Source organism: Caballeronia glathei (assembly GCF_000698595.1).
Lineage (GTDB): Bacteria > Pseudomonadota > Gammaproteobacteria > Burkholderiales > Burkholderiaceae > Caballeronia > Caballeronia glathei.
On sequence record NZ_JFHC01000011.1, the window covers coordinates 1 to 14,238 of the forward strand.

Consider the following 14,238-nt stretch of genomic DNA (forward strand, 5'->3'; position numbering starts at 1 on the left):
AATTGCGTACGAGATGAATCTAAGCGAAATCACCGTGAAGATTCACCGCGGCCAGGTGATGAAGAAGATGGCTTCGCGCACGCTCCCGGACCTTGTTCGAAAGGCAGAAGCGCTCAAGATCGATCCCGATCGTTTGGGTAGCGTCTAGTCCCGGCTCAGGTGGTTTGTGCGTTCGGTTGTTTGCGGAGCCAACTGCGGCAGGCGCGATCACTGCGAGTAGCGTGCGCTTGCGCGAGGCATGCGCAAGGTAGCGCGGATATTGGATTCGCGGGCTCGCCTCCGGTTGAAGCAATATGTCGAAGGGCTGCCTCGATTGCCGGATCGCGTTGGGAAGTACCGTCTCTCATAGTTAACATAATCCCAATTAGCGTATTTTCGACATGCAGTAGCTAAATTGAAATGTCCGGTTGCCAGTCCCTCGCAAGCTGATCCACCAATCCCATCCCAAACCCATTGATAACCCCGACACATCAATCCTTCCAAAGTTTGCACTTATCGTTGCACACGGCACGGTCCAGTATTCCGGCAAAGAGAATCCGCGTGAACCGACGCGCATTCACAAATTTCCGGAGACATCCCGATGCAACCCAGCGCAACCGTCCCGTCCCGCGGGCAGTCGAAGGCCACCGCCGTTTTACGCGTGACCGCCGGCAACTTCCTCGAACAGTTCGACTTCTTCCTGTTCGGCTTCTACGCAACGCAGATCGCCGCCGTCTTTTTCCCGGCGGCCAGCGAATTCGCCTCGCTGATGATGACCTTCGCCGTCTTCGGCGCCGGCTTTCTGATGCGCCCGCTCGGGGCAATCATCCTCGGCGCCTACATCGACGACGTCGGCCGCCGCAAGGGCCTGATCGTCACGCTGTCGATCATGGCGAGCGGCACCATCCTGATCGCGTTCGTGCCGGGCTACGCGACGATCGGCCTTCTCGCGCCGGCGCTCGTCCTGATCGGCCGTCTGCTGCAGGGCTTCTCGGCTGGCGCCGAACTGGGCGGCGTATCCGTCTATCTCGCGGAAATGGCGACGCCCGGCAAAAAGGGCTTCTTCACGAGCTGGCAGTCCGCGAGCCAGCAGGTTGCGATCGTTGTGGCGGCCGCGCTCGGCTTCGGCCTGAACCAATGGCTCGACACGGCCGCCATCGCCGCGTGGGGATGGCGCGTGCCGTTCTTCGTCGGCTGCATGATCGTTCCTTTCATTTTCATTCTGCGGCGCAACCTCGAGGAAACACAGGAGTTCAAGAAGCGGCAGCATCGCCCGACGATGAAGGAGGTCTTCAGCACGCTCGTGCAGAACTGGAATGTCGTGATCGCGGGCGTGATGCTGGTCGCCATGACCACGACGAGCTTCTACCTGATCACCGTGTACGCGCCGACCTTCGGCAAGACCGTGCTGCACCTGAGCACCGCGGACAGCCTGCTCGTGACGCTGTGCGTCGGCGTGTCGAACTTCATCTGGCTGCCGATCGGTGGAGCGCTGTCGGACCGGATCGGACGCCGCCCTCTGCTGCTCTCGATGACGCTCCTCGCGATCGCCACCGCCTACCCTGCGCTCTCGCTGCTCGCGCACGCGCCGAGCTTCGTCAACATGCTGCTCGTGCTGCTCTGGCTCTCGTTCATGTACGGCATCTACAACGGCGCGATGGTCGTCGCGCTGACGGAAGTGATGCCGGTCGAAGTGCGCGTCGCCGGATTCTCGCTCGCCTACAGCCTCGCGACCGCGGTCTTCGGCGGATTCACCCCGGCAATCTCGACGGCGCTCATCCACATGACAGGCGACAAGGCCGCGCCCGGCTACTGGATGAGCTTCGCCGCGGTGTGCGCGCTCGGCGCGACGTTCGCGCTGTACCGGCGCCGTCCCGTCGTCGTGCAGACGGCCTGACGCGGCAATCCTCCGGCTCTCTTTCAAACACCAGACTGTCGCGTACATGACCATGAAAACCATGCAATCGCTTCTACTGAAATTCTGCACCGCCGCCCTCGTCGGGAGCACGGCCGCCGCGGCCAGCGTGCACGCTGACGAACTGCACGTGATGAGTTCGGGCGGCTTTACCGCCGCCTACAAGCTGCTCGGTCCCGGATATGCGGCGTCCACCGGCAACACGCTCGATACGGCGCTCGGGCCCTCGATGGGCAAGTCGCCGGAAGCCATTCCCAACCGGCTCGCGCGCGGCGAACCCGCCGACGCGGTGATCATGGTCGGCTACGCGCTCGACGACCTGATCAAGGAAGGCAAGGTCATTCCCGGCTCGCGCGTCGAGCTTGCGGATTCGCGCATCGGCATGGTCGTGCGCGACGGCGCGCCGAAGCCGGATATCGGCTCCGCGGAGGCACTCAAGGAAACCTTGCTGCATGCCCGATCGATCGCGTACTCGGACAGCGCGAGCGGCGTGTATATCGAGCGGGAGCTGTTCAGGCGACTCGGCATCGAGGACCAGGTGAAATCGAAGGCGAAGATGATCCCGCAGATTCCCGTGGCGTCCGTCGTGGCAAGCGGCGATTACGAGGTGGGCTTCCAGCAGGTGAGCGAACTGCTGCCGGTGAAGGGCGCGACCTACGTCGGCAAGATTCCGGAGGAATTGCAATCGGTGACGCGTTTCGCCGCGGGCGTCCCGGCGGGCGCGCAGCATCCGAAGGAAGCGAAGGCGCTCCTCGACTATCTCGCCTCCCCCGCCGTGCAGCGCGAAGTCACATCGACCGGGCTCGATTCCGTCACCACGCACTGAAAGGAACATGGCCGGTCCGATGGTCCGGCCGGCGCCCCGGATCGGGCATTCAGCTGCGTAAATCAGCGGGCTGATCGAACGGATCGCCCTGTTCGCGCGCGGACGGCCCCAGGCGCAATGCGTCGAGCAGCCTCGCGCGGTCGCACGAACGCTCCCACATCGACACGAAGATCACCGCGCAGGCGTTGCTGACGACGCTCGTCAACGCCCGCGCCTCCGACATGAACCGGTCGATGCCGACCAGCAGCGCGACACCGGCGAGCGGCAGGTCGGGCATCACCGCGAGCGTCGCGACGAGTGCGACGAGTCCGCTGCCCGATACGCCCGCCGCGCCCTTCGATGTGATCAGCATGATCGCGAGCATCGTCGCGATCTGCGTGCCCGAAAGCGGCACGTCGCATGCCTGCGCGATGAACATGGCGGCGAGCGTCAGATAGATCGCGGTGCCGTCGAGGTTGAACGAGTAGCCCGCGGGCAGCACGAGGCCCACGATGCCCTTGTCGCAGCCGAGCGTTTCGAGCTTGACGATGAGGCGGGGCAGCACGGGTTCGGTCGACGATGTCGCGAGCACGATCAGCAGTTCTTCGCGCAGGTAGCGCAACAGGCGCCAGAGCGAGAAGCCGTGCAGGCGCGCGAGCGAGCCGAGCACGCAGGTGACGAACAGCAGACACGCAAGGTAGAACGACACCACGAGCAGGCCGAGCGAGCCGATCGAGCGGATGCCGAAGCGGCCCACGGTGAAGGCCATCGCGCCGAATGCGCCGAGCGGCGCGAGCCGCATGATCATCGCGAGAATGCGAAAGAGCACGTGCGCGACGGCGTCGATCAATTCCTGCACCCGCCGCCCCGCGCTCGCGTTCGCGTTCAGCGCGAACCCGAACAGCAGCGCGAGCAGCAGCACCGGCAGCACCTCGCCCTTCTCGAACGCGCCGACGAGCGTCTCCGGAATCACATGCAGCGCGAAATCGACGAGCCCGTGCGTCTCCGTGTGCGTGGAATACTGCCTGAGGATCGTCGCGTCCAGGTGCCGCGGATCGATGTGCAGGCCCGTGCCCGGATGAAGCGCGAACGCCGCGGCGAGCCCGAGAACGAGGGCGACGCCGGTCAGCGCATAGAACAGCAGGAGCGCCTTCAGGATCGTGCGCCCGATCCGCGCCCCGCTCGCAAGCGAGGTGATGCCGGTCACGATCGTGCAGAAGACGATTGGCGCGATCATCATGCGCACCAGCCCGATGAACGCGTCGCTCAGCGGTTTGAGCGACGCGCCGGCGTGCGGCCAGACATGTCCGACGGCCATGCCGAGCCCCATTGCCAGCAGCACCTGCACGTAGAGCAGCCGGAAGGGTCTCGCCCCCTTTCCCCCGGCGTTCATTTCGCCGCCTTCTTCGCAGCTTCACGCGCACGGCCGCTGCGCTGCGCGTCGATGATCGTCTGATAGAACTCCTGGGCGGCCGGCGTGAGCGGGCGTCCCCTGCGCCTCACGATGCCCACGCGCCGCGTCACGACCGGATCGACCAGCGGCACGCTCGTCAGAATCGGATGGTCGCGCAGGGGCATCGCCATGGAAGGCACGGCGGCCACGCCCAGTCCGGCTTCGATGAGGCCGAGCAGGGTCGTGACATGACGCGTCTCGCAGACGCTCGGCCTGCGCGGCGCGACGGTCGCGAGCGCCTGGTCGAGCAGCAGCCGGTTGCCTGAGGTCTTGTCGACCGACACGTAATCGTGCTCGTAAAGCTCGCTCCACGACACGCGCTTCTTGCGGGCAAGCGGATGATCGCGGCGGCACGCGGCCACGAACCGCTCCTGCAACAGCACCTTGAATTCGACTTCGGTCTCCTGGCTGCCCATGAAGCTCACGCCGAAATCCGCCTCCCCGCTGATCACTGCGCCGAGCACCTCGTTGGCGCTCGAATCCAGCAGCTTCACGCGGATTCTCGGATAGCGCGCGTGATAGCTCGCGATCACGCCCGGCAGGAAATAGTAGGCGACCGACGGCACGCACGCGATGGTCACGTGACCGAGGCGGCTCGTCGAGACATCGCGGATGCCGAGCAGCGCGGCGTCGAGATCGTCGAGCAGTTGCTCCGCGCTCGGCGCGAACACGCGTCCCACGGTGGTGAGCGTGACGCTGCGCGTGGTGCGCTCGAAGAGCCGCACGCCGAGCGCGTCCTCCAGCTTGTCGATGCGGCGGCTCAGTGCCGGCTGCGAAATGTTCACCGCTTCGGCAGCCTTGCGGAAACTCCCCAACTCCACGACGGCGCGAAACGCCTGCAAATCGTTCAGGTCGAAGTTGACGCCCACGAACCGCCCTCCGCATTGTAGATGCGGGTATTGTGCATGATGCGGTGGGCGGGCGGCGTCACACGGCGGTCCATCCTCCGTCGATCGCGAGCGTCGCGCCGGTGATCATCGCGGCTGCCTGCGAGGCGAGGAACACGATCGGATCGGCCACGTTGCGCGGCTCGCCCACGCGGCCGAGCGGAATGCGCGCGAGCAGGGAATCGAGAAACACCGGGTCGTCGAGCCAGCGCCGGGTGCTGTCGGTGCGGGTGAACGTGGGCGCGACCGCGTTCACCCTGATCTGGTGAGGCGCCCATTCGACGGCGAGACACCGGGTCATGTGAATCATCGCGGCCTTCGTCATGCAGTAGACCGACTCGCCGGGCAGCGCGACGAGACCCGCCTGCGAGGCGACATTGATGACCGTTCCGTGCCTGCGCGGCACCATGCGCCGCGCCACGGCCTGCGCGGCGAAGAACGCGCCCTTGACGTTCAGGTCGAACATCGCGTCGAAGTCGGCGATCCCGACATCCAGCGAAGGCGCCGGGCGGCTGTGCCCGGCGTTGTTCACGAGGATCGAGAGCGGGCCGAGCGCCGCCTCCGCGGCATCGACGGCAGCGGGGATCGACGCAAAGTCGGTCAGGTCCATCGATACGGCCGCGGCGCGCACGCCCAGCGCCCGTATTTCGGCGGCAAGGCCTTCACCCGCGTGGCGGTCGCGGCATCCCGCGGCCACATTCGCGCCGGCCCGCGCGAGCGCGAGCGCCGCTTCGCGTCCGATGCCCCGCGTCGCGCCGGTGACGAGCGCCGTCTCGCCTACAAGGGAAAATGCTGTTGCCTGATCGCTCATGATCGGTTCCATGAATTGAAAGTGCGCCGTTCTCTCGCGTCCGCGCGAGCGAGGCGCTGGCCGGCGATGTCACACATGCATCGCGATCTCGAGCGCCTCGCGCAGCTTCGGCGTGCAGCCGATCACGCGGTTGCCCCGCTCCAGACACTGTGCGGTGAGGAAGTCGTTCGTCCACCCTCCGGCTTCCTCGATCAGCAACACGGCGGCCGCCGCGTCCCACGCGTTGATGTGCAGTTCGCAATAGGCGTCCTGCCGGCCGGCCGCCACGTAAGCGAGCCCGAGCGCGCCGGACCCGCGGCGCTTCACGCCCGCACCCAGTTCGTTCAGGCGCGTGGCGACCTTCAGATAGTCGTCGAACGGCGCGCGCGGCGACCATCCCAGTTCGACGATCGACTTTCTCGGGTCGTCGATCGCGCTCACCTTGATCGGGCGGCCATTGAGCGTCGCGCCGCCGCCGTGGCGCGCCGCGAACAGTTCCCCCGCCATCGGGTCGTAGAGCACGCCGATTTGCGTGCGGCCCTCATGCACGAACGCAATCGACACGCAGAAGTACGCGACGCCCCGCGCGAAGTCCGCGGTGCCGTCGATCGGATCGACGATCCAGACGCTTGCGCCGAAGGCGCCGCCGCCCTCCTCGCCGAAGAAGCCGTCGTCAGGAAAGGCCTGCGACAGCCGCAGCGCGATGAGCTTCTCGACTTCGGCATCGGTTTCGGTCAGATAGTCCTGTGGGCCCTTGAAGGTGAGCTCGAGCGCCTCGTCGCGTTCGAGAAAGCGCCTTCGCACGAGTTGCCCCGCTTCCTGCGCAATCGCGCAGGCCGCCAGAAAACGCAGATGCATCGAGACTTCGTTCATTTCGTCACCTCTAGTCGATATCGGATGAAAACGGAACCGCGCATGGCGATCATGCCGGCAGCGTCCCCTTGCGCACGATGATGTTGCCGTAGGGCCGCGCTTCGGCCGTTACGATGATCGCCGCGGCGTTCGCCGCGCGCGCCTTGAAGTCCGCAGGCGTCATCGATGCGATCTCCGCTTGCGGCGCATGGCGGCCCACCACGTCGATCAAGTCTCGCATGACCGGCAGGATCTCATCGGGACGGTCCCTTGCCTGCATGCGCGTCACCGTCCCCGCGCCCCTGTCGAGCGGCAGCACCGAGAGCACCGCATCGAGCGTGCGCACGCCGTCCGATCCGTCGTGGCGAATGATCGTCGGTCCCGCGCTCAGCGCGGGATAGTTGCGATCGGCGATCACGATCTCCTCGCCATGTCCCATCGCGCGCAAGATGGCGAGCAGCTCGGGGCCGAGAAGAGGGTCGATATGCTTGAGCATTCATGTCTCCGGTTATGAGGCACAGCAGGAATCACCCAGCGCCGGCAAGCTGCCCCGGCGGCGAACGTATTCACGGATGACCCGCGGCGCGCCGTGCAGGGTATTCGTCCAGCCGAGCTGCGCCCAGCGCAGGTTCACCGGCACGCCGGTTTTCGCGAAGGGCGCGTTGATTTCGATGAGGCGCGCGAGCCGCGCTCTCGGATAGTGCGCGATGTTCAGCACCCCGCCGCCGAGCACGACGACCTTCGGCGCAAGCAGCGCGACGGCCGTGTCGACGGCAAGCGCCTGATACTGCACGAAGCGCTCCAGTTCGGCGGCGAGTTCAGGCTTGCCCGTCGCCGCGCCGAATACGTTTGCAACCGGCTCGGCGTGGCGCGTCGCGATGTGTTCGAGCGCCCTCCCCGATGCGCAGTCTTCGATCGTCGGCTGCCTCGCGTCCGGTTCGCCGTTGCGTTCGAGAAGACACGGCACATGTCCCGCTTCGAGCGCCCAGCCGCATCCGCGAAACGGCCGGCCGCCGACGACCATCGCGGCGCCGATTCCGGTGCCGAAGAACATGCCCATCACCAGATCGCAATCCTGCGCGCAACCCGCCGCCAATTCGCCGAGAAGCGCGAGCGTCGCGTCGCGTTCGAGCACGACGGGGCGCTGGAGCAACTGGCCGAGTTCCGTTGCGAGACGGTGGCCGTCGAGTTCCGGAATGTTGCGCAGATGAAGGAGCGTGTCCTCGTCTTCGTCGATGAAACCGGGCACGGTGCACACGATCACGTCGGGTTCGATGCCCGCGAGCGCGATGGCTTCACGCGTCTGCGCCGCGAGGCTCGCGACCGGGTGCGCATTGCGCAGCCGCTTCGTGGGAACGAGGTGGGCGAATGCCTCGGGACGCCCCGCCACGACGAAGCCGAACTTCACATGCGTGCCGCCCATGTCGATCACGAGGATGCGGCCGGCGGCCGGGTCGCCTGCCGGCAGGAACGCGGCATTCATGGCCGCACCCCGCAACCGGCCAGAAAGGAATCCATTGCGTCGCGAAACCCGGCGACATGGGCGGGCCGGCTGACCGTCTTCGCCGTGATCTGCGCGAGCCGTGCGTCCGGTATTTCGGCGGCAAGGGTGCGGGCGTATTCGAACGGATGCATCCAGTCCTGCTGCGTTCCGATCACGAGCGTCTTCGCCGCGATGGCCCGGATGTCCGTCAGCGCGAGCCCGGGGCCGTCGAGCGGAATGCGGCTCAGGAGGGCGATCGTCGAAACGGGATCGGGACGCTCGAGCATCGCGTGCAGCGAGGCGATGTTGTCCGGCGACACGGCTGCGATCTCGGCCATGACCGGCATGGCGTCGATGAACCCTCGCGCCGTGTGCGCGTCATGCGCGGCAAGACGTGCCGCGACCTCGGCGTAGATGCGAAGGCGCGGCGGCGCGGGCGCGGCGAGCCACGCCGGACGCGCCAGAATCAGCGCCGACGTGCGGGCAGGATGCCGCGCGGCAATGTGCATCGCGATCGCGGCGCCGAGCGATATCCCGCCCACGACAGCCCGCGCGATGCCGAGATGATCGAGGAGTGCGATCGCGTCGTCGGCGAACTGGCGGATGCCGATGCGCGCGGGGTCGCCCAACTCCGACAGGCCGTGCCCCCTGCATTCCATCGTGATGCGCGAGCGCCCCGCGTGGCCGGGAAACACTTCCGCGGGCTGCCCGCGGTCGGCGCACAGGCCGTGCTGCCACAGAACCGGCAAGCCGGTTCCTGCCACTTCGTAGGCGAGCCGTGTTCCGTCGGCGGCCGTGAAATGTCCGCTATGCATGGCTCGTCTGCCCGATCAGGTGCCGAAGGTGATGCGCCACGGCCGGGGCGTCGTTTTCCGCGAAGCCGTGCGCGATCAGCGCGCCGTCGAAACCCGCCGCCCGGATGGCCGCCACGAAGGCAGGCAGATCGACGGCGCCCCTGCCCGCCGCGACGACCCGCCCTCCGGCATCGATATCCTTCGCATGCGCGAGCACGATGTCGGGGCCGAGCAGGTCCGTCGCCTGCGCTATGACCTCGTGCTGGCGAGCGAGCGTCGGCGGGCTCAGCAGATTGGCGGCATCGAGCACGATGCCGAGGCGATCCGAACCCACGTCGTCGAGAATGCGCCGCGCGATGACGGCGTCGGCGATCACGTTGCCCGGCTCCGGCTCGATCGCCAGCATGATGCCGTGCTCGTGCGCCGCGAGGAGCGCGTGATCCATTTCGACGAGCAGGTCGCGCCATGCATCGGGCGATCCATTCTGCGGATGAGCGCGCCACATGTCGTCCGGATCGCGCGAGCCCGTGCACAGCGTGACGAGCGGTGCGCCCATTTCATGCGCGGCCCGCACGACCCGGCCGAGCGCTTCACGCCCCGCCTTGCGCCGCACGAGATCGGGGTGAATCATGTTGTAGGTGCCCGAGAGCGCGGCGAGCGTCACGCCGGCGCGCCGCGCCGCGCTGCCGATACCCGCTGCCAGCCCCTGCGGCACGCCCGCCGGCATCGGGGCGAGGCCCGCGCACGCGAGGTTGAACTGGACGGCGCGATAGCCCTGGCCCGACAGGCGCGCGAAGATCGCCTCCGGGTCCGCCGATGCATAAGTGCGCGCGAAGATGCCGGGAATCATCAGAGCGCTCCCGCCACGTCAGCGAGCGCGACCGCCCTGCCCGTCCTGACCGACTGATCGATCGCCACCATCGCCCGCACCGATGCCACCCCGTCGTGCACATCGGCGCCGTGCGACGCCGTGCCGTGCAGCACGGTGTCGGCGAAGCCTTCGAGCTGGCGCCGGTAGAAGTGACCGTCGGCGCCGAGCACGCGGCTAGACGACGCGTCCTTCTCATGGAAGATGTCGACTTCGCTCGAACGGTAGTACCACGGGTTGAAGATCTTGCCGGTCGCGCTGCCGTGCTCGCCGTAGACCTGGAAACCTTCGTGCCAGTCCATGCGCACCGCGACGGTGAGGTCCAGATGGCCGAGCGCGCCGCTCTCAAATTCGACGTCGACGAACCAGCAATGCGCGCCGAAGCGCTCGTGCAGCCGGGCCTCGACCGCGACGATCGGACCCGCCAGGAAACGCGCGAGATCGACCAGATGACTGCCGTGCGCGAGCATGTAGTAGCGGCGCCTGTTCGCCTTCGGATCGCCTGAAGGCTTCATCGCATGCCTGCCGGTGCGCGGCAGCGGCTGCACGGCGTCCGTCATGTCGTAGCGATGGGTCGAATCGCAATACCAGGCCTTGAAGGCGAGCATGTCGCCCATTTCCCCGCTGATGAACGCGTGCGCCGCCTGGATGCCCGGATCGAAGCGCAGCATGTGGCCGATCTGCACCCTGCAACCGCTCTCCTGCGCCGCGGCCGCCAGCTGCTCGACTTCCTCCACCGACACCCCGACCGGCTTCTCGCACAGCACGTGCTTTCCGGCGGCGATCGCGCGCAGCGCGGCGGGCACGTGAAACGCATCGGAGGTCGCGATGATGACCGCGTCCACGTCGGGATCGGCGAGCATCGCGTCGTAGTCGAGATAGATGCGCCCGGCGTCGTAGAACGTGCCGAAGCGGTTCGCGAGCGCCTCGTCCGCGTCGCACACGGCGTGAAGCACCGCGTTGCGTGCCTTCTGCACCGATTCGAGATGCGCGAACTGCGCGATGGGTCCGCAGCCCAGGATGCCGATCTTCAAATCGGCGTTCATGCGTTGCTGCACTTGCTCGGTCATTGCCACGCCCTCCTTTTGTTTCGATTGTAAACAAACAAGTGCATTCGTCAAGGCTCGATTGTTCGCTCATTGGCGTCAAAGGCACCGTTTGAAATGCAGTCAGGATGCATATAGAATGCACGCAATACGACACGGGCCAGCCGCGGGCTGGCGACCCGGGAAATGAGCAGGCAGCAAAAATTTTTTCGCACGATCGTGGACAAGGTCGAGCCCGCCACCAAGGCGGCGAAGCTGCGCGAGGTAATGCCGGAGATCGAGCGAAAGATCGCCGCCGGCGCGCATATCGCCGACATCGTCGATGCGCTGAACAGCAACGGTTTCGACATCACGCTCGCCACGCTGAAGAGCTACCTGTACCGCTTTCGCAAGGCGGCGCGGCAAAGCGCTCCGCACGATCGCGCGGGCGTGCCGGTGGCGCGCCTCGCCGCACACGCCGACACGGCCGCACCGGACCCGCACCGCGACTCGGCCGCCACCACCACCGGCCTGCTGCGCCACATCAACACCGCGCGCTGCATGCGCATGCTGCGCCGGGGCACGCCGCTCACGCGCGCCGACCTCGCGCGCGAACTCAACCTCACCCGCGCGACGATCGGGCGCGCGATCGGCGAACTGCTCGAAGCCGGGCTCGTCACCGAAACGGCGGAGCGTGCGGAGGAGGCCCGGCTCGGCCGGCCCGGCACCACCATCCGGCTCAATCCGGACGGCGCCTATTCGATCGGCATCGATATTTCGAGTACATCGCTGACGGGCGTCCTGCTCGACCTCGACATGCGCGTGCTGCGCCGCATCTCGGTGCCGGTCGGACCCGATACGCGCGACGTGCCGGCCGTCGTCGCGCGGATCGCCCGCTTTCCTGCCGAGCTTCTTTCCACCGGCATCCCGGCGCAGCGCGTTCAGGGCGTGTGCGTTTCGGTGCCGGGGCTCGTGGACCATCGCGGGCGCGTCGTCGTTGCGCCCTTTCTCGGCTGGCATGACGTGCCGCTGCGCGATCTGCTGAGCGGGCGCCCCGAGTTGCCGTGGACGATCAGGGTATCGAACGACGCCGTCGCCTTCGCGCGCGGGGAATGCGCGCTTGCGAGCGAGCGCGACACGCAAAGCATGCTGCTCGTGCTGCTCGCGGAGGGCTTTGGCGGCGCGATTGTTCAGGAAGGGCGCGTGTTTCAGGGCGCGCACGGGTATGCGGGCGAACTCGGCCACATGGTGATGAGCGCGCGGCTCGATTCGGCGCCAACCGACACGTTCGAGGTGCGCGCGGGCTATCGGCGCTTTCTGCCGTTCCTGCCTGAGCACCTGTCGTTTGCCGACGGGCTGGCGTGGCTCGCGCGCTTCGAACCGCAGGCGCTCGATCCGCGACTCGTCGCCGTGCTCGACGAATGGTCCGAGGTGCTCGCCGTCGGCCTGCTGAACCTGATCCATGTACTCGATCCGCAAAGGATCGTGCTGGGCGGTCCGCTCAGCCTGCTGTTTCCGCACGTCGAGGCGCGGGTCAAGGGGTTGCTGCAAGGCAGCCTGCTGCACGGTTTCGAGCTGCCCGCCATCACCGTCACGCGGTTCGGCGCGGATGGCGCAGCGATCGGCGCGGCAGCGGTGATTCGCGAGCTGATGTTCTCGCTGCCGGAATTCGACCGGCGATGAGATGAGCGCGGCCGCCTCGTCCGGGAGCATTCTGGCGTCGATCGACAGGTCCGGTTTCCGGCCGTTTCGAGACCTTTGTGCACGGTCGCTCGCGTGGCCTTCACGTGCCTGCGCACACGCATCGACCCATGCTAGAGTGCCTCCGGGCTTCTTCGACCAGCGCCCGACGTAGCGCTATCGACGCGCCGGAGCGCCCGTCCGCCAGTATGCACACGCAACCCCGAAACCAGCCCGATATCAGCCCAAACCACAGCCCCGATGCCGATGCCACGGAACATCAAGATACTGATTCGATGGGGCGCCGCGCTGCCGCTGATCGCCGCGCTCTGTTACGCGGGGTACATGCTGTCGCAGCTCGCACCGGTCGGCACCGGCTATGCGGCCAAGATCCTGTGCACGGGCGTGTTCGTGTCCGGCCGGCCTGCCGATGCGGTGATCGGCGAAGACATCATGGCGGGCGTCCATCCCCTGCTGAAGCTGGTGCGCGCTTCGGTGGACGTCGAGCGGCGTCAGGCCCGCGCGAGCTTCCTCGGCTTCGCCACGCGTGAGGCCGAATTCCGGCCCGGCCTCGGCTGCACGCTGGCGCTCGGCGCGCCTGTGAAGGCACTGAGCCTCGCGAGCCAAGACATGAGTTCCCGGGCGCCGCCCGCCGCGCCCCCGCTGCCTTCCGCCGCGCCGCCCGCGGACGTGGACGTGCGCAAGCTGCGCACGGCCGTCGACAGCGCCTTCGACGAACCGGACCCGCGCGAGCCGCGACGCACGCGCGCACTGGTCGTCATGTATCGCGGCAAGGTGATTGCGGAGCGCTATGCGCCCGGCTTCACGGGTGAGACGCCGCTCATCGGCTGGTCGATGTCGAAGAGCGTGACCGCGGTGCTCGTGGGCATGCTCGTCAAAGAAGGCCGGCTTTCGCTCGATGCATCGTCGCTCGTGCCGCAATGGCGCGGCGCTCACGACCCGCGAGCGCGGATCACGCTCGACGAAATGCTGCGCATGACGAGCGGCCTGCACTTCAACGAGGACTACGACGACCCGCTCTCCGACGTCGCCCTCATGATCTTCACGCAGCCCGACGAGCCCGCGTTCGCGGCGGGCAAGCCGCTCGACGCCGCGCCCGGCACGCGCTGGGAGTATTCGAGCGGCACCTCCGCGATTCTCGCCAGCGTGATCAGGCAGGCGCTGGGCGGCACGGCCGAAGACTATCTGGAATTCCCGCGCCGCGCCCTCTTCGACCCGCTTGGCATGCGCACGGCCGTGTTCGAGCCGGATGCCGCGGGCATGCTGGCAAGCGCTGCGTTCGTGTCCGCGAGCGCGCACGACTGGGCGCGATTCGGGCAATTCCTGCTGCAGGACGGCGTCTGGAACGGCACGCGACTGTTGCCTGCCGGCTGGGTCCGATACATGAGCAGCGTGACTGCGCTCTCGCCGCGCCACGATTTCGGCGCGCACGCGTGGGTCAGGGTGCCCGAGCCGTTCGACAGCCACAGTCACAACCAAGAGTGGCCCGGGCCGTCGCTGCCGGCCGACGCGTTTCACGTCGTCGGGCACGAGGGCCAGTTCGTGAGCGTGATTCCGGACCGGGAACTGGTCGTCGTGCGGCTGGGGCTGTCGCGGCCCGAATCGGCGTGGGACCACGAGGCGTTTCTCGCGCGCCTGCTCGCGGCTATTCCCGCCGGCAAGCGCTGAGCGCCGGATCGACCGCGC

Annotated in this window: 14 protein-coding genes; 5 read left to right on the plus strand and 9 right to left on the minus strand. The window is 67.2% G+C overall.

The features are described from left to right. The 3 genes from BG61_RS09890 to BG61_RS09900 form a co-directional block, all read left to right on the plus strand. Positions 1-148, plus strand: a 148-nt coding sequence (locus BG61_RS09890) for a LuxR C-terminal-related transcriptional regulator (protein ID WP_035941642.1), incomplete at its 5' end; no start/stop codon positions are given. A 432-nt stretch (positions 149-580) separates the two neighbouring features. Beyond that, positions 581-1,876, plus strand: a complete 1,296-nt coding sequence (gene tcuC / locus BG61_RS09895) for an MFS transporter (RefSeq protein ID WP_035929953.1) — start codon at positions 581-583, stop codon at positions 1,874-1,876. 61 nt (positions 1,877-1,937) lie between these two features. Further along, positions 1,938-2,720, plus strand: a complete 783-nt coding sequence (locus BG61_RS09900; protein WP_035930119.1) for a substrate-binding domain-containing protein — start codon at positions 1,938-1,940, stop codon at positions 2,718-2,720. A gap of 49 nt (positions 2,721-2,769) precedes the next feature. Here BG61_RS09900 and dctA read toward each other — a convergent pair whose 3' ends face one another. From dctA to BG61_RS09945, 9 genes are all read right to left on the minus strand, one after another. Continuing rightward, entirely contained in the window at positions 2,770-4,092 is a 1,323-nt protein-coding gene (dctA, locus tag BG61_RS09905; RefSeq protein ID WP_035929950.1) for a C4-dicarboxylate transporter DctA, read from the minus strand. Then, the gene (locus BG61_RS09910) at positions 4,089-5,021 is read right to left on the minus strand and encodes a LysR family transcriptional regulator (RefSeq protein ID WP_035929948.1); all 933 of its coding nucleotides are present in this window, start codon (positions 5,019-5,021) and stop codon (positions 4,089-4,091) included. The genes dctA and BG61_RS09910 overlap by 4 nt, the downstream gene beginning before the upstream one ends. Positions 5,022-5,079: 58 nt before the next feature. Beyond that, positions 5,080-5,850 carry an SDR family NAD(P)-dependent oxidoreductase gene (locus BG61_RS09915; RefSeq protein WP_035930116.1) on the minus strand — a complete coding sequence of 257 codons (771 nt, stop codon included), beginning with the start codon at positions 5,848-5,850 and terminating at the stop codon, positions 5,080-5,082. Between the two features lie 69 nt (positions 5,851-5,919). Further along, positions 5,920-6,702 (minus strand): inositol monophosphatase family protein, encoded by a 783-nt coding sequence (locus BG61_RS09920; protein ID WP_035929945.1) that lies wholly within the window; start codon positions 6,700-6,702, stop codon positions 5,920-5,922. 49 nt (positions 6,703-6,751) lie between these two features. Then, positions 6,752-7,177: an RbsD/FucU family protein gene (locus BG61_RS09925; protein ID WP_035929942.1), complete on the minus strand. Its 426-nt coding sequence runs from the start codon at positions 7,175-7,177 to the stop codon at positions 6,752-6,754. 12 nt (positions 7,178-7,189) lie between these two features. Continuing rightward, positions 7,190-8,164 (minus strand): ROK family protein, encoded by a 975-nt coding sequence (locus BG61_RS09930; protein WP_051672403.1) that lies wholly within the window; start codon positions 8,162-8,164, stop codon positions 7,190-7,192. Beyond that, positions 8,161-8,979, minus strand: a complete 819-nt coding sequence (locus tag BG61_RS09935) for an alpha/beta fold hydrolase (protein WP_035929941.1) — start codon at positions 8,977-8,979, stop codon at positions 8,161-8,163. Before BG61_RS09935 ends, BG61_RS09930 begins: the two co-directional genes overlap by 4 nt. Beyond that, positions 8,972-9,808: a sugar phosphate isomerase/epimerase family protein gene (locus BG61_RS09940; protein ID WP_035929939.1), complete on the minus strand. Its 837-nt coding sequence runs from the start codon at positions 9,806-9,808 to the stop codon at positions 8,972-8,974. The genes BG61_RS09935 and BG61_RS09940 overlap by 8 nt, the downstream gene beginning before the upstream one ends. After that, the gene (locus tag BG61_RS09945; protein WP_206540581.1) at positions 9,808-10,896 is read right to left on the minus strand and encodes a Gfo/Idh/MocA family protein; all 1,089 of its coding nucleotides are present in this window, start codon (positions 10,894-10,896) and stop codon (positions 9,808-9,810) included. The genes BG61_RS09940 and BG61_RS09945 overlap by 1 nt, the downstream gene beginning before the upstream one ends. A 162-nt stretch (positions 10,897-11,058) precedes the next feature. Here BG61_RS09945 and BG61_RS09950 point away from each other — a divergent pair, with 162 nt between their 5' ends. After that, positions 11,059-12,534 carry an ROK family transcriptional regulator gene (locus BG61_RS09950; RefSeq protein ID WP_035929936.1) on the plus strand — a complete coding sequence of 492 codons (1,476 nt, stop codon included), beginning with the start codon at positions 11,059-11,061 and terminating at the stop codon, positions 12,532-12,534. A 264-nt stretch (positions 12,535-12,798) separates the two neighbouring features. Continuing rightward, positions 12,799-14,220, plus strand: a complete 1,422-nt coding sequence (locus BG61_RS09955; protein WP_370818061.1) for a serine hydrolase domain-containing protein — start codon at positions 12,799-12,801, stop codon at positions 14,218-14,220. Positions 14,221-14,238: the final 18 nt, after the last annotated feature.

What these genes read in the sequence shown, in the direction of transcription:
- tcuC (WP_035929953.1), top strand. Translation starts at nt 581, where the DNA reads ATGCAACCCAGCGCAACCGTCCCGTCCCGCGGGCAGTCGAAGGCCACC.
- BG61_RS09935 (WP_035929941.1), bottom strand. Translation starts at nt 8,979, where the DNA reads ATGCATAGCGGACATTTCACGGCCGCCGACGGAACACGGCTCGCCTAC.
- BG61_RS09925 (WP_035929942.1), bottom strand. Translation starts at nt 7,177, where the DNA reads ATGCTCAAGCATATCGACCCTCTTCTCGGCCCCGAGCTGCTCGCCATC.
- BG61_RS09955 (WP_370818061.1), top strand. Translation starts at nt 12,799, where the DNA reads ATGCCACGGAACATCAAGATACTGATTCGATGGGGCGCCGCGCTGCCG.
- BG61_RS09915 (WP_035930116.1), bottom strand. Translation starts at nt 5,850, where the DNA reads ATGAGCGATCAGGCAACAGCATTTTCCCTTGTAGGCGAGACGGCGCTC.
- BG61_RS09945 (WP_206540581.1), bottom strand. Translation starts at nt 10,896, where the DNA reads ATGACCGAGCAAGTGCAGCAACGCATGAACGCCGATTTGAAGATCGGC.
- BG61_RS09900 (WP_035930119.1), top strand. Translation starts at nt 1,938, where the DNA reads ATGCAATCGCTTCTACTGAAATTCTGCACCGCCGCCCTCGTCGGGAGC.
- dctA (WP_035929950.1), bottom strand. Translation starts at nt 4,092, where the DNA reads ATGAACGCCGGGGGAAAGGGGGCGAGACCCTTCCGGCTGCTCTACGTG.
- BG61_RS09920 (WP_035929945.1), bottom strand. Translation starts at nt 6,702, where the DNA reads ATGAACGAAGTCTCGATGCATCTGCGTTTTCTGGCGGCCTGCGCGATT.
- BG61_RS09940 (WP_035929939.1), bottom strand. Translation starts at nt 9,808, where the DNA reads ATGATTCCCGGCATCTTCGCGCGCACTTATGCATCGGCGGACCCGGAG.
- BG61_RS09930 (WP_051672403.1), bottom strand. Translation starts at nt 8,164, where the DNA reads ATGAATGCCGCGTTCCTGCCGGCAGGCGACCCGGCCGCCGGCCGCATC.
- BG61_RS09950 (WP_035929936.1), top strand. Translation starts at nt 11,059, where the DNA reads ATGAGCAGGCAGCAAAAATTTTTTCGCACGATCGTGGACAAGGTCGAG.